Source organism: Dietzia sp. DQ11-71, from assembly GCF_014144995.1.
GTDB classification, from domain to species: Bacteria; Actinomycetota; Actinomycetes; order Mycobacteriales; family Mycobacteriaceae; genus Dietzia; species Dietzia kunjamensis.
Map to the genome: position 1 here is coordinate 1 of NZ_JAALDT010000436.1, position 13,641 is coordinate 13,641.

At 69.8% G+C, this 13,641-nt stretch carries 16 protein-coding genes and 1 pseudogene; 14 read left to right on the forward strand and 3 right to left on the reverse strand.

The window, feature by feature from the left end; translation table 11 throughout:
- Window positions 1-87: 87 nt before the first annotated feature.
- Window positions 88-516: a pyridoxamine 5'-phosphate oxidase family protein gene (locus G6023_RS14030; protein ID WP_096906631.1), complete on the reverse strand. Its 429-nt coding sequence runs from the start codon at window positions 514-516 to the stop codon at window positions 88-90.
- Between the two features lie 167 nt (window positions 517-683).
- Between G6023_RS14030 and ectA the strand changes: the two genes are divergently transcribed.
- The 9 genes and pseudogenes from ectA to G6023_RS14065 all read left to right on the forward strand — a co-directional run bounded on the left by ectA (window position 684) and on the right by G6023_RS14065 (window position 7,172).
- A complete protein-coding gene (gene ectA / locus G6023_RS14035; protein ID WP_067715900.1) occupies window positions 684-1,196 on the forward strand; it encodes a diaminobutyrate acetyltransferase in 513 nt (170 codons plus the stop codon).
- Window positions 1,197-1,266: 70 nt separating this feature from the next.
- Window positions 1,267-2,562 carry a diaminobutyrate--2-oxoglutarate transaminase gene (gene ectB / locus G6023_RS14040; protein WP_182636083.1) on the forward strand — a complete coding sequence of 432 codons (1,296 nt, stop codon included), beginning with the start codon at window positions 1,267-1,269 and terminating at the stop codon, window positions 2,560-2,562.
- Between the two features lie 50 nt (window positions 2,563-2,612).
- Window positions 2,613-3,035: an ectoine synthase gene (locus tag G6023_RS14045; protein WP_067715905.1), complete on the forward strand. Its 423-nt coding sequence runs from the start codon at window positions 2,613-2,615 to the stop codon at window positions 3,033-3,035.
- Window positions 3,036-3,130: 95 nt separating this feature from the next.
- Complete coding sequence (locus G6023_RS16055; RefSeq protein WP_241504338.1) at window positions 3,131-3,265, forward strand: NAD(P)-binding protein; 135 nt, start codon at window positions 3,131-3,133, stop codon at window positions 3,263-3,265.
- Between the two features lie 45 nt (window positions 3,266-3,310).
- Window positions 3,311-3,763, forward strand: a pseudogene (locus tag G6023_RS16195) (NAD(P)-binding domain-containing protein); the annotation flags it as partial.
- Window positions 3,764-3,992: 229 nt separating this feature from the next.
- A complete protein-coding gene (locus G6023_RS16200) occupies window positions 3,993-4,550 on the forward strand; it encodes an NAD(P)/FAD-dependent oxidoreductase (protein WP_347570776.1) in 558 nt (185 codons plus the stop codon).
- Window positions 4,547-5,347, forward strand: coding sequence for a bile acid:sodium symporter family protein (locus G6023_RS14055; RefSeq protein WP_182636085.1), 801 nt, complete (start codon window positions 4,547-4,549; stop codon window positions 5,345-5,347). The genes G6023_RS16200 and G6023_RS14055 overlap by 4 nt, the downstream gene beginning before the upstream one ends.
- Window positions 5,344-6,285 carry an SDR family oxidoreductase gene (locus G6023_RS14060; RefSeq protein WP_182636088.1) on the forward strand — a complete coding sequence of 314 codons (942 nt, stop codon included), beginning with the start codon at window positions 5,344-5,346 and terminating at the stop codon, window positions 6,283-6,285. Before G6023_RS14055 ends, G6023_RS14060 begins: the two co-directional genes overlap by 4 nt.
- Window positions 6,286-6,323: 38 nt before the next feature.
- Entirely contained in the window at window positions 6,324-7,172 is an 849-nt protein-coding gene (locus tag G6023_RS14065; protein ID WP_182636090.1) for a PIG-L family deacetylase, read from the forward strand.
- Window position 7,173: 1 nt separating this feature from the next.
- On the opposite strand, the gene G6023_RS14070 is transcribed toward G6023_RS14065, so the two are convergent.
- Window positions 7,174-8,187, reverse strand: coding sequence for a DUF2332 domain-containing protein (locus tag G6023_RS14070; protein WP_069390138.1), 1,014 nt, complete (start codon window positions 8,185-8,187; stop codon window positions 7,174-7,176).
- A 109-nt stretch (window positions 8,188-8,296) separates the two neighbouring features.
- Between G6023_RS14070 and G6023_RS14075 the strand changes: the two genes are divergently transcribed.
- From G6023_RS14075 to G6023_RS14095, 5 genes are read left to right on the forward strand one after another with little or no spacing between them, the layout of a single operon-like run.
- Complete coding sequence (locus G6023_RS14075) at window positions 8,297-9,367, forward strand: glutathione S-transferase family protein (protein ID WP_069390139.1); 1,071 nt, start codon at window positions 8,297-8,299, stop codon at window positions 9,365-9,367.
- Between the two features lie 30 nt (window positions 9,368-9,397).
- A complete protein-coding gene (locus G6023_RS14080) occupies window positions 9,398-9,982 on the forward strand; it encodes a GtrA family protein (RefSeq protein ID WP_083249815.1) in 585 nt (194 codons plus the stop codon).
- Between the two features lie 8 nt (window positions 9,983-9,990).
- Window positions 9,991-10,806, forward strand: coding sequence for a trimeric intracellular cation channel family protein (locus tag G6023_RS14085; protein ID WP_182636092.1), 816 nt, complete (start codon window positions 9,991-9,993; stop codon window positions 10,804-10,806).
- A 9-nt stretch (window positions 10,807-10,815) separates the two neighbouring features.
- Window positions 10,816-11,511 (forward strand): hypothetical protein, encoded by a 696-nt coding sequence (locus tag G6023_RS14090; RefSeq protein ID WP_069390142.1) that lies wholly within the window; start codon window positions 10,816-10,818, stop codon window positions 11,509-11,511.
- 60 nt (window positions 11,512-11,571) lie between these two features.
- Complete coding sequence (locus tag G6023_RS14095) at window positions 11,572-12,297, forward strand: DNA-3-methyladenine glycosylase I (RefSeq protein ID WP_241727870.1); 726 nt, start codon at window positions 11,572-11,574, stop codon at window positions 12,295-12,297.
- A gap of 4 nt (window positions 12,298-12,301) precedes the next feature.
- Here the strand turns inward: G6023_RS14095 and G6023_RS14100 are convergent, their stop codons facing one another.
- Window positions 12,302-13,594: a glycoside hydrolase family 3 N-terminal domain-containing protein gene (locus tag G6023_RS14100; RefSeq protein WP_132062870.1), complete on the reverse strand. Its 1,293-nt coding sequence runs from the start codon at window positions 13,592-13,594 to the stop codon at window positions 12,302-12,304.
- Between the last annotated feature and the right edge of the window lie 47 nt (window positions 13,595-13,641).

Sequence of the window (13,641 nt, forward strand, 5' to 3'; positions counted from 1 at the left end):
CTCCACGAACGCCTCGACGAACTCATCGACCCACCACCGTTCTAGGTGGGTAGGTGGCTAGGTGGGCGCGGGCCAGTGAGGCGTGGATCAGTAGCCGGTGTAGCGCTCCGGCTCCTCGCCGAAGGTGAATCCGCGGCCGGAGATCTTCTCGGGCGTGATCTCGACGAAGTTGTACTTCAGGGTCGGGATCCAGGGCTTGAGCCCGAGATCCTCCGCGCGGTTGATCTCCGCGAAGCTGTCGAGCCGTCGCGCCGTCCCACGCACGACGATCGACCAGGCATCGTCGCCCTCGATGTGATCGACCTGGAACACGACATCCGGATGGACCGTGATTCCGGCGAGCTTGGAGCCCTCCGCGGTGCGGAAGAACAGCTTGCCCTCCGGGGAGAGCGCGTAGTTGACGGGGAAAATGTCGGCACGGCCCTCGGAGACGGTGACCAGGCGTCCCAGGGAGACGGTGCCCAGAAGCTGCAGACTTCGCGCCTCGTCGAATTCGGTGATCGGGTTGGCGTCCATGTCCTGATTCTCTCACCGCAGGGCCGGCGCCGGAACCGTTGTCGGAGACTGCCGCGTGACCGACCTCACTCCCCGGCGGCCACCTGCACACTCATCGTGTTTTCAGGTAACGAATTGGGGAAGGGTGATGCAACAACGTGGGGACGTCACTACGGTGGACACCGCCTATGAACCCAGGAGAACGAGTAGTACCCCGTAACCCTGATTCGTCCGACGCGCTGTTCCGTGTGCCCACCGCGGCCGACGGAACCCGCATGTGGGAGATCGCCCGAGACAGCGGCGTTCTCGACCTCAACTCCTCCTATGCCTACGTGCTGTGGGGGGCGGAGTTCTCGGAGAGCTCCGTGGTGGTGGAGGTCGAGGGCCGGGTCGTCGGATTCGTCACCGGATTCATCCGCCCCTCGGAGCCGGACACGATCTTCGTGTGGCAGGTCGGCGTCGACGCCGACCAGCGCGGCAAGGGACTGGCGGCGCGACTGCTGCACAGCCTCATGGACCGGCTGGCCGAGCGCGGCGTGGTGCGCCTGCGCACCACGATCAGCCCGGACAACGAGGCGTCCCAGCGCACCTTCGGTGCCGTCGCGCGAGACCGCGGGATGACGCTGTCCGACGAGGACTACCTGAGCTCCGAACTCCTCGGCGAAGGTCACGAGCAAGAAGACCTGTACACGATTTCCTAGACGAGGGCGCGCGGGCCGCCCGGCCCGCCACCGTCGCCCGCCTCTTCACAAATGGAGTGATCTGAAGACCATGACCGAGTCCACGCACGACACCAGCACCAATACGGACATCTTCTCCGACCGCGAGTCGGAGGTCCGTAGCTACTCGCGCAACTGGCCGGTGGTATTCGACACCGCCAAGGGCACCACGCTCACGACCGTCGACGGAGACGAGTACCTCGACTTCTTCGGCGGTGCCGGCGCACTGAACTACGGCCACAACGACGACGACATGAAGAGCGCGCTGTTGGAGTACATCCAGCGCGACGGCGTCACCCACTCGCTCGACAAGTACACCGTCGCCAAGCGCGCGTTCCTGGAGACCTTCTCCTCGAAGATCCTCGAGCCGCGCGGGCTGGACTACAAGGTGATGTTCCCCGGGCCGACCGGCACCAACGCCGTGGAGTCGGCACTCAAGCTGGCCCGTAAGGTCACCGGCCGCGAGGCCATCATCAACTTCACGAACTCTTTCCACGGCATGACCCTCGGATCGCTGTCGGTGACCGGCAACTCGATGAAGCGCGCCGGTGCCGGCATCCCGCTGGTCCACGCCACGCCGATGCCGTACGACAACTACTTCGGTGGCGTCACCGAGGACTTCCAGTGGATGGAGCGCGTCCTCGTCGACTCCGGCTCGGGCATGAACCGCCCGGCGGCCGTGATCGTCGAGTGCGTCCAGGGCGAGGGAGGCATCAACGCTGCGCGCGCCGAGTGGCTGAAGGCCCTCGACGAGCTGTGCAAGCGCCACGACATCCTGCTGATCGTCGACGACGTCCAGATGGGCTGCGGTCGCACCGGCGAGTTCTTCTCGTTCGAGTTCGCGGGCATCAAGCCGGACATCGTCTGCCTGTCCAAGTCGATCGGTGGCTACGGCCTGCCACTAGCGGTCACCCTGTTCAACCGCGAGCTCGACGAGTGGACCCCGGGCGAGCACAACGGCACCTTCCGCGGCAACAACATGGCATTCATCACCGCCGACGTGGCGCTGCACAAGTACTGGTCCGACGACACCCTCCAGAACCGCACCCTCGAGAACGGTCGCATCCTGCGCGAGCGCTTCTCCCCGCTGGTCTACAAGTACGAGGGAAAGCTCGAACTCCGCGGCCGCGGCATGGCGTTCGGTATCGCCTTCCTCGAGAAGCCGGAGCTGGCCGGAGAGGTCATGGCCCGGTGCTTCGACAAGAAGATGCTGGTCGAGACCGCCGGCCCGAGCGACGAGGTCGTCAAGTTCCTCGCCCCGCTCACCCTGACCGACGACGAGCGTGATCGCGGCATCGAGATCTGCTACGAGGCCGTCGACCACGTCCTCGCCCAGCAGTACCTCTGAGCGCCCAGACCACACACCCTCGACCCACGACCTCGCCGAGGAGGCCCCGCATGATCGTTCGTACCACCGCAGAGATCACCGACACCGACCGCCACATCAAGGGTAACAACGGCAACTGGGAGTCCAAGCGCATCGTCCTGGCCGACGACCGCGTCGGGTTCTCGTTCCACGAGACCACCATCGCGGCCGGCACTACCAACGACTTCCACTACGCCAACCACATCGAGGCCGTGTGGCTGACCCGTGGCAAGGGCACCCTGCGTGACCTGACCAACGACAAGGAGTACCCGCTCGAGGCGGGCTCCATGTACCTGCTCGACGGCAACGAGAAGCACCAGGTCATCGTGGAGGAGGAGATGCAGATGCTCTGCGTCTTCAACCCCCCGGTCGTCGGCGACGAAAACCACGACGAGAACGGCATCTACCCGCTCCTGCGTCTGCAGGACGACGGCTCGGTCGTTCGCGAGAAGTAGACTCCGGGTCGCTTCCGGGCCCTCCCCGGTCGATTTCGTCCAGTGCGGACGAAACCGGCCGGGGATTCTCGCGTTCTGGGGCAGTATCTGTACCCGTGCCCATCTTTGACACCCGTCCAGTCGCCATCATCGGGGCCGGGCCCTCCGGCCTGGCCGCAGCCCGCAACCTCGACCGTCAGGGCGTCGCCTGGGTGGGCTTCGACCTCGCCGGAGACGTCGGCGGGCTGTGAAACATCGACTCCCCGCGAAGCACGGTCTACGCGTCGGCCCACCTCATCTCCTCCGCCCGCACCACGGAGTTCGCCGAGTTCCCCATGCCGGCCGACACCCCCGACTACCCGGACCACCGCCGGTTGCTGGCCTACTTCCGCGACTTCGCCGACCACTTCGGCCTACGCGAACGGTTCCGCTTCGGCACCGAGGTGGTCCGCGCGGAACCGGTGAGTGACGCGCGCGACTCCGGGTGGCGACTCCACGTGCGCGCGGTGGGTGGGGGCGGCGGTGGGACCGACGACGACGAGGTGGGCCCCGGGCCCGAGGCTGACGCCGGGGAGTTCTCGGCGCTGGTGATCGCGAACGGCACCCTCTCCGAGCCCAAGATCCCGGAGTTCGCGGGCCGGTTCAGTGGCGAGGTCCGCCACACCAGCCGCTACAAGTACCCGCGGGAGCTGGCCGGGAAGCGCGTCCTCGTGGTGGGCGGCGGCAACAGCGGCTGCGACATCGCGGTCGACGCCGTCCACCACGCCGCGTCGGTCGACATCAGCCTGCGGCGCGGTTACCACTTCGTGCCCAAGTATCTCTTCGGCCGACCCGCCGACACCCTCGGGTCCGGCGGCCGCCCCCTGCCCCCCGCGGATCAAGCAGTTCATCGACTCACGCGTACTCAAGGCCTTCACCGGCGACCCGACCCGGTTCGGTTTCCCGGAGCCCGACCACAAGATCTACGAGTCCCACCCCGTGGTGAACTCGTTGATCCTGCAGCACGTGGGGCACGGCGACATCGGGGTCCGCGCGGACATCGACCGGTTCGACGGGCGAACCGTGCACTTCGTCGACGGGACCTCCGGCGAGTACGACCTGGTCATGCTCGCCACCGGCTACGTGCTGGACTACCCGTTCATCGACCGCCGCCACCTCGACTGGGCCGAGAGCGCCGCCGCGCCGGACCTGCACCTCAACATCTTCCCGTCGGCCCGCGACGACCTCGCCGTACTCGGCATGCTCGAGGCCTCCGGCATCGGCTGGCAGGGCCGCTACGAACAGGCCGACCTCGTCGCCCGCTATCTCGCGGCACACCGTGACGACTCACCGGCCGGGCGTGCGGCCCTCGCCGTCGTCGACTCCTCCCGGCGCGGCCCCCGCCCGGACCTCACGGGCGGCTACCACTACCTCGGGCTGGACCGGATGGCCTACTACGTCAACAAGAGCGCCTACCGCGGCGCCGTGACCGGGCTGGTCGCGCGCATGGAAGCGGCGGGTTCGGACTCCGCGCAGACACCGGGGGCCGGCTCGTGAACGTCGACGACATCCGGATCGCGTTCGACTCCGGGTCCCTCACCACGCTGAAGATCGTCCTGGGACTGATCCTGTTCGGCATCGCCATGGACACCCGGCTCTCCGACTTCCGGCTGGCGCTGCGCAAGCCAAGGGCGTTCGCGGTGGCCGTGGCAGCACAGTTCGCGCTGCTGCCCGCGCTGACGTTCCTGCTGACGCTGCTGCTCGGCGTGCAGGGGTCGGTCGCGCTCGGCATGATCCTCGTGGCGTGCTGCCCGCCCGGCAACGTCTCCAACATCCTCACCCACCGGGCGCGTGGCGACGTGGCCCCGTGGGACATGCTCAGCGAGGTGCTGCTGGTCATCGCGCTGCCGTTCGCGCTCGGGCTGACCGTGTCGCACCTGCTGCCGCAGGTCGCCGCGCGCACCCACCGCGTGGTGGGCATCCTGTCGTTCGTCGCGCTGGGCGGGATCATCGTGATCGCGGTCGCCAACAACTGGTCGCTGTTCGTGGCCTACATCGGGGTGGTGGCGGTGGCGGTGTTCCTCCACGACGCGCTCGCCCTGGGCCTCGGGTACGGCATCGCGCGCGGGTTCCGGCTCGACGTCCCCGCCCGCAAGGCCATGACGTTCGAGGTGGGCATCCGCAACGCCGGGCTGGGACTGCTGTTCGTGTTCAGCTTCTTCGACGGACTCGGTGGGATGGCCTTGGTCGCCGCGTGGTGGGGTGTGTGGGACATCATCGCCGGGTTGGTGGTGGCCGTCGTGTGGGCGCGGCACAGCACGGCGAACGCCGAGAACAGGGAGGTCACGGCATGAAGGTTCTGGTCACCGGCGGCAGCGGGTTCCTCGGCAGAGGGGTGGTGGCCGGACTCGCGGCTGCCGGGCACGAGGTGACGAGCGGCGACCTGCTGGTGCCGGACGACCCGGGCGCCCCCGGGGTGCGGCACGTGCGCCTCGACGTGACCGACGCCGCCGCCGTCTCCACCGCCGTTGCGGGGCACGACGCGGTGGTGCACCTGGCCTCGATCGTCGACCCCGACGGGATGGGGCGCCACGCCGCTTACCGGGTGGATGTCGACGGCTCCCGTCACGTCCTCGACGCCTGTGTAGAACACGGGGTCGGGCGGCTCGTCGTGTCCTCGTCGGGCGCGGCCTACGGCTACCACGCGGACAATCCGGTGCCCATCACCGAGGATCACCCGGTCCGCGGCACCAGCGCCTTCGCGTACAGCCACCACAAGGCGCTCGTCGAACACCTGCTCGCCGACGCCCGCCGGGAGCACCCGGAGCTGGAGCAGGTCGTGTTGCGCATCGGCACGATCCTGGGCGACGCCGTGGACAACCAGATCACCGCCCTGTTCCACCGGCGGCGGCTGCTGGCCGTGCGGGGGTCGGACTCGCCGTTCGTGTTCATCTGGGACACCGATCTGGTGGCGATCGTCGTGCGCGCGGTGGGTGACGGGCCGCCCGGCACGTTCAACGTGGCCGGCACCGGCACGCTGACCATCCACCAGATCGCGGCGCGGCTCGGCAAGCGCACCCTCGCGATCCCCGAGCCGGTGCTCAAGGCGGTCCTCGCCGTGGGAAGCGCACTGCGGGTCAGCCGCTACGGGCCCGAGCAGACCTGCTTCCTGCGCTACCGCCCGGTGCTGGACAACACCCGTCTGCGGACGGTCTTCGGCTACACGCCCGAGCTGACCAGCGCCGAGGCGTTCGACCGCTGGCTCGCGGGTCATCCCGACGCACGCGCGTGACGCCCCGCGTCGGGCGGCCGGCAGGGCAGAATGTCCGGGTGTCGACCATCGTGTTCCTCCACGCCCATCCCGACGACGAGACGTCCCAGACCGCGGGGATGATGGCGCTCGCCTCCCGCGCCGGGCACCGGGTGGTGACGGTGTTCGCCACCGACGGCGATCACGGTGAGCGCCCCGAGCACCTCGGACCCGACGGCGACCTGGTCGAGCACCGGCGAGGGGAGGCCCGTGCGGCGGCGGCGGTGCTGGGCGTGGCCCGGATCGACTGGCTGGGGTACCGGGATTCGGGGATGACCGGGTGGGAGCAGAACGATCACCCGCTGAGCCTCCACAGCGCCGACGTCGACGAGGCCGCCGCGCGGGTGGCGCGGATCTGCGACCGCGAGGACGCCGACGTCCTGGTGGGCTACGACCACCACGGGAACTACGGGCACCCCGACCACATCGCGGTCCACCGGATCGCCCGGCGCGCGGCGGAGCTGGCCGCGCGGCGCCCCCGCCTGATGGAGGCCACGACCAACCGGGACGCCCAGGTGGAGATGCTCAACAGCCCCGCCGCCGCCGAGTTCATGCAGGCTCTCGCGGCCGGCGGGATGGACCTCGACGCGGACCGCATCCGGCAGGCGATCCTCATCGGCGACGACGGACAACCGATCGGGGTCGCGGAGTCGGAGATCGCCTGGGCGATCGACCTGCCGGCGGACGTGATCGAGCTCAAGCGACGCGCGATGCAGTGCCACGCCAGTCAGACCAGCGACATCGGCATGATGCTGGCGTTCCCGCCGGACATCTACGCCGCGGCCTTCGGCACGGAGTACCTCATCGAGCCCGACGCGAGTGGGTCGGGAACGGACGTGCCGATGCGGCGCGGGTGGCCGTTCGGCTAGCTCAGGGCAGGTCGAGCGCGCGGACCCAGTCGCCGTGGCCGTGCGCCGTGGCCAGGGGGCGACCGTTGACGGCGACGACGAAGATGCCCTTGTGTCGACGGAGCGACTCCGGGACCTGCTCGGCGACGTCGGGCAGGAGGGTCACACCCTCGACCGAGATCCACACACAGTCCAGCTCGGTGACCCGGCGGACGAACTCGGCGCGGGCCGGCGGCTCGAGGTAGCCGAGCACCGCGGTGTGGAACACCACCGGTGTCGATCCCGCGGGACACGCGGCGACGGAGGCCTCCAGCTCCTCGACCAGGTCGCCGGCGATGATCTGCGGCGGGTCGGCGGCCGCGATGTCGAGCGCGGCGTCCAGGCGGGGCACGCGCTCGGCCTGCTGTCCGGGCCAGACCAGGCTGCGTAGCCAGTCGCGGGAATCCGGGTCGGCTGGATCGATGGGGGAGAGGTCGACGCCGCCCCGGTGGACGACCTCCGGCAACGCGCGGGGCAGCGGGACGCCGTCGCGCAGGTCGCAGTCCAGGACCGGGGGCGCCGCGGGAGAGTCGACGATTGCGGGCGTCAGCTCGCGGGTGACGCCGCCGTCGAGCGTGTACCGGTAGGCGTAGCGGTCCGGGTAGAGGCACAGGCCGGCGGAGGCGCCCATCTCCACCAGCGAGAGCGGTCCGGGCAGCAGGGACAGGAACGGCAGGAGCACCGCGCAGCGCTTGGCCTCGTTGGTCTGCGTGGAGTGCGTGAGCGCGATCTGTTCGATCCCCGGCCAGTGTTCGTGGACGAAGTCGCGGAAGGCCGGGTAGTCCTCGGTCTCGGGCGCACCGGCGTGACGGGCGGCGGCGAAGAACAGTGCCGGCTGACGCTTGATCCGGGGCAGCGAGGCGATGAGGTCGCTGGTGTCGGGGTCGTCCGCGATGCCCCGGGCCCAGGAGAGGTACACCGGGGTGCGTCCGCGGACCTCGAACTCGGCGAAGTCGGAGTAGCGGGCGGGGACGTCGTCGACGTGCGCGGAGTCCATGGTGCCCAGCGTCGCACACCCGTTGTCGGGAGGAGGGCTGGCCTGGCCACATCCCACCCGGTATGTTGGTGATGCATCAATAACCTCACGCCGATCTCTGGAGGCCCTCATGGCTGCCGACACCGACTTCACGCCCGCCAGGAACGCCTCGACCGACGGTGAGTTCGTCCGCGACGCCACCTACATCAACGATCGCGTGGTGGCGGACGTACCGGCCGGGTCGGAACCGGTGGGGGACAGGGTGGGCGAGATGCGGTGGCCGGTGGAGCCCGGCCGCTATCGACTCATGGCCGCCCGCGCCTGCCCGTGGGCCAGTCGCACCATCATCGTGCGCCGTCTCATGGGACTCGAGGGCGCCATCTCGATGGGCCTCGCGGGCCCCACGCACGACGTCAACTCCTGGGTCTTCGACCTCGACCCGGACGAGCGCGACCCGGAGACCGGTCTGCACCGTCTGCAGGAGGCCTACTTCAACCGGATCCCCGACTACCCGCGCGGCATCACGGTCCCCGCGCTGGTCGATCTGCCCACCAAGTCGGTGGTGACCAACGCCTATCAGAAGCTCAACTTCGATCTCCTCTCCGAGTGGACGGCCTTCCACCGCGAGGGCGCCCCGGACCTGTACCCGGCCGAGCACCGGGACGAGATCGACGAGCTGGACTCGTGGATCTACCCCACCGTGAACAACGGCGTGTACCGCTGCGGATTCGCGGCGGACCAGGACGCCTACGAGCAGGCGTACGACGAGCTGTGGGAATCGCTGGACCGGCTCGAGGAGCGGCTGTCCACGCGCCGCTACCTCGTCGGCGACACGATCACCGTCGCGGACATCCGGTTGTTCACCACACTGGTCCGCTTCGACGCGGTCTACCACGGCCATTTCAAGGCCAACCGCAACAAGATCTCCGAGATGCCCGCGCTGTGGGGCTACCTGCGGGACCTGTTCCAGACCCCCGGTTTCGGTGACACCTGCGACTTCCCGCAGATCAAGGAGCACTACTACGACGTCCACCGGGACGTGAACCCCACCGGTGTGGTCCCCAAGGGGCCGGACCTGTCCGGTCTGCTCACCCCGCACCACCGCGAGGAACTGGGCGGTCGACCGTTCGGCGACGGCACCGCACCCGGGCCCATCGAGGACCCGGCGGAACGCATCGCGGAAGGCCACGGCGCGGCCTGAGAGGGCGGTGAACGCCTAGACTCATCGCCTGTGACCCCAGCCCTCCCCGAACCCGGCCGCTACCGTCGTGGCGCCCGACAGTTCCTCATGTTCGGGATCGTGGGTGGCTCCGGCATGGTCGTGAACATGATCGTCACGGTCCTGATGAACAAGGCCAACGGCGGGACACAGAACGCCCAGGACATCCTCTTCCCGCTCGGGGGGACGGAGTTCAACTTCCGGTTCACCACGCTGGTGTGGATCGTGGCCTTCCTCGTGGCGAACGTCTACAACTTCCTGCTCAACCGGCACTGGACGTTCGGCAAGGGGCACAAGGCGCCGCCCTGGCAGGAGTTCTGGCCGTTCCTCGTGGTGGGGTCGGTGGCGGCGGCCGCGGGTATCTTCATCAAGCTCGCGTTCACCAACCCCACCAGCCCGTTCTACCTACCGGAGCCGCTGTTCCACGAGGACGCCGGGATCAGCTCCCGTGAGTACTGGAGTCAGCTGCTGACGATCCTCATCACGATGCCGATCAACTTCATCGTCAACAAGCTCTGGACGTTCCGGGCGGTGCGCAACCGTCATCACGCGCGTTCCACCACGGATGCGTCGGACGCGGCCGACGCGGTGGTCTAGGCCCCGCCGTGGAGTCCTCGCCGCTGGTCCTGTGGTTCGACCTGATGGGTGTGTTCTTCTTCGCCCTGTCCGGGAACCTGCTGGCGGCGCGGAAGGACATCGACATCACCGGTGGCCTCGTGCTGGGGCTTCTCGCCGGTCTCGGTGGCGGCATCATCCGTGACGTCCTGCTGGGGGTCACCCCGCTCGCGCTGTCGGAGCCGATCTATTTGGTCGCGCCCGTGGTCGCGGCGGCGGCCGTGTACCTGCTCGGTTCGCTCATCCACCGCGTGCAGACCCTGATCGTCGCGTTCGACGCCGCGGGCCTAGGGCTGTTCTGCACCTTCGGCACCGCGCGGGCGCTGGATCACGGGATGCCGGTCGCGTCGGCGCTGCTGCTCGGGGTGGTCACGGCGGTGGGCGGCGGGTTGCTGCGGGACGTGGTCGCCAACGAGATCCCCGCGGTGTTCAGCGGCTCCAACCTGTATGTCATCCCGGCGGCGACCGGTGCCGCCCTGACGGCCCTCGCCGTGGCCACCGACACCTGGGGGCCGATCGCCGCGACCGTGTTGTCCTTCCTCGTGTTCGCGTTCCGCATGGTCGCGTGGTGGCGACAGTGGCGTGTCCCGGCACCGGTGCGGAGCTGGACCGTGCGGGACCTCGACGTGCTGCGGCGCCGCGAGCGGTCGGTGTTCGGCCGGCCGCGCCGGGAGGGGAGCTCTGCCGGCGAGCGGGACGACGGCGAGCGGGACGACGGCGAGCGGGACGACAACGAGGGCCGCGACCGCGACGACGACGCTGATCCCGACGGCCTCCGAGACTTCCGGCCGGGCCGACGTCGGTAGGGTTGTCCGGTGCAGTACTACCTCAGCCTGCTGGGTTTCGCGGCGATCGATTCGCTCAACCTCCTGGCCTTCGCCGTCATCGCGGGCCTGTGGCTGACCTCTGCCGGACGCGGGGTCGCGTTCGCGCCGCGGGCCGCACGGTTCACCGGCGGCGCGTTCTGCGGCATCGTGCTGCTCTCGCTGATCTCGGTGTGGGTGATCGGCAACAACCAGGAGTTCGTCCGCAGCCTGTTCTACAACCTGTGGGCGATGGTCGCGCTCGGCGTGGTCGGCCTCGTCATCACGGTCATGGGGTTGCGGCAGCCCGCCGAGGCCAAGGAGGAGAGCGTCGAGGCGCCGCTGACGCAGAACATCCTGCAGAAGTTCGGGATCATGGCCACGGGTGTCGCCCTGGGCGTCATCCAGTCCGGGACGTCGGCGCCGTTCGCCGCGGGGATGGTGCTCATCTCCTTCGCCGAGACCCCGTGGTGGTCCAAGCTGCTGCAGATCCTGTTCTTCGCGATCATCGCGATCCTGCCCAGTGCCGGGTTGATCGTCGCCCTGGCGCGGGTCCGGTCGGGCGGGATCACCGCGGCCACCCGCCGGATCGACCGGTTCCTGTCGTACGGCCGCGTGGCCGGGCGAGTGCTCACCCTCGTGGTGGGGGTGGCGCTGCTGGTCCTGGCTCTGGTGCGGATCGTCCAGCTCACGGGCGTGCTGTCGTAGCGCGGTCCTAGGGTGGCGGGCGACCGCCACACGGGTGGTCCGATGAACCCGGGAGACCTCATGCAGACCCAGACCCAGGCACAGTCCCACGCACAGTCCCAGACCCAGGACGACGACTCCGCCGCCGCCCCGACCCCCGCCGATGCCGCGAACCCCACTGCCCCGACCGCCGGCACGGTGCTCTGCGAGGACGGGCTGAGGCGACCTCCCTGGGCGGCGCGGGACCCCCTGCTGCGGGAGTATTACGACACCGAGTGGGGCGTGCCCGTCCGGGACGAGGCCGGACTGTTCGAGCGGCTGGTCCTCGAGGGATTCCAGTCCGGGCTCAGCTGGGTGACGATCCTGCGCAAGCGCCCGGCCTTCCGGGAGGCGTTCGCGGGGTTCTCCCCGGACGCCGTCGCCGCCTTCACCGAGGACGACGTGGCCCGGCTCGTGGCCGACGAGCGGATCGTGCGCAACCGCCGGAAGATCGACGCCGCCATCGCCAATGCGCGTGCCGTGGTAGCCCTGCGGTCCGAGGGTGGGCTCGGGGAGCTGATCTGGTCGTACCGGCCGGAGACCACCCCGCAGCCGCGGACCGCGGACGAGGTACCCAGCCGCTCGCCGGAATCGGAGGCGCTCGCCAAGGAGCTCAAACGACGCGGATTCAGCTTCGTGGGACCGGTGACCGTCTTCGCGCTGATGGAGGCCATCGGGGTGGTCGACACCCACCTGGTGGATTCGCACCGTCGCGGATCCTCGGGCGTGTGGACCGGGGGCGCGACGACTCTGGAGGGCGCGGGCTGACCGGTCAGCCGGGTGGCCCCGGCAATGCGGGCAGTCCGGCGCGGGCGGGGAGGTCGGGGATCGGTGCGGACAGTGCGGCGGCGCCCTCGACCTGCCCGGTGGCGGGGCCGCCCACGCAGCCGGGGATCCCGCGCAGTGCCGCCATGCGCATCAGGGAGCGGTCGAGGGCCTGTCTGCTCAGGGCGCCATTGGCCAGTGCCTGTTCGACGGCGTCCAACGCCTCGCCGATCCCGGCCGTGGTGATCCACAGCGGGGAGTCCGCGCCGGCGATGAGCGACTCGGCGACCGCCCGGGGCAGCGGGAAGGCGTCGGTGACCGCGCGCATGCCGGACAGGTCGTCGGTGAAGATCGGTCCGTCGAACTGTTGCGCCCCGTAACCGTGGCCCTCCCGCAGGAGTCGGTACGCCGCCGGTGAGAGCGAGGCCGGACGGTCCACCCCGGTCAGTCCGGGCACCTGCTGGTGGCCCAGCATCATGCCGGCGCCGGGGGTCCCGGCGAGTTCGGCGAACGGGTGCAGGTCGTGGGGCACGAGCTGGTCCAGGGGTGGCACGGTCACCGACTGGTGGTGGCTGTCGCCGGAGGAGCGGCCGTGGCCGGGGAAGTGTTTGAAGACCGGGGCCACACCGGCGTCCTGCAGTCCGGTCGCGAACGCGCGGGCATAGCGCACCACGCGGGCCGGATCGGGGGAGAAGGAGCGGTCCCCGATCACGGCGCCGTCCGGTTGCGCGGACACGTCGACCGAGGGGGCGAAGTCGACGGTCACGCCCATCCCGCGCAGGAACTCGCCGCGCGCGCGGGCCGCCGACCGGACCTGCTCCGGACTCATGGTGGCCGCCATGACCCGGGCGGACGGCAGCGGGCCGGCGTAGGGGGCGATGCGGGACACGCGGCCGCCCTCCTCGTCGATCGCGACCAGCAGCGGGAGGGGAGAGTCCTGCTGGAGACGGGCGAGCGCGTCGCCCGAGACCACCTCGCCGACGACGCCGCCACCGAGGAAGATCCCCCCGATCTTGTGTTGCTCGACCGCCTGCCGGGCGTCTGCCATCGAACTCACGCCGACGGTGAACAGTTGCGCGATCCGCTCCCGCTGGCTCAGTGAATCCAGGGGCGACTCGCACGGCGGTGCAGGTGGCGGCGCCGGTGGCGCGGGCGGCGCAGCGCCAGCCGCTGTCGCTGCCGGGGTGGCCGCAGCGCTGACGGGGGCCGGGTCCACGGGTTCGTCGTCCGAGCACCCGCTCATCGCCAGTCCGGTGATGAGGACGGCGGCCATCACGCGGAGCCGGCGGGTGAGGGACACGGCCCCCAATGTATCCGGCCCGGCGGGTGAGCCGAATTCGAGCGGGG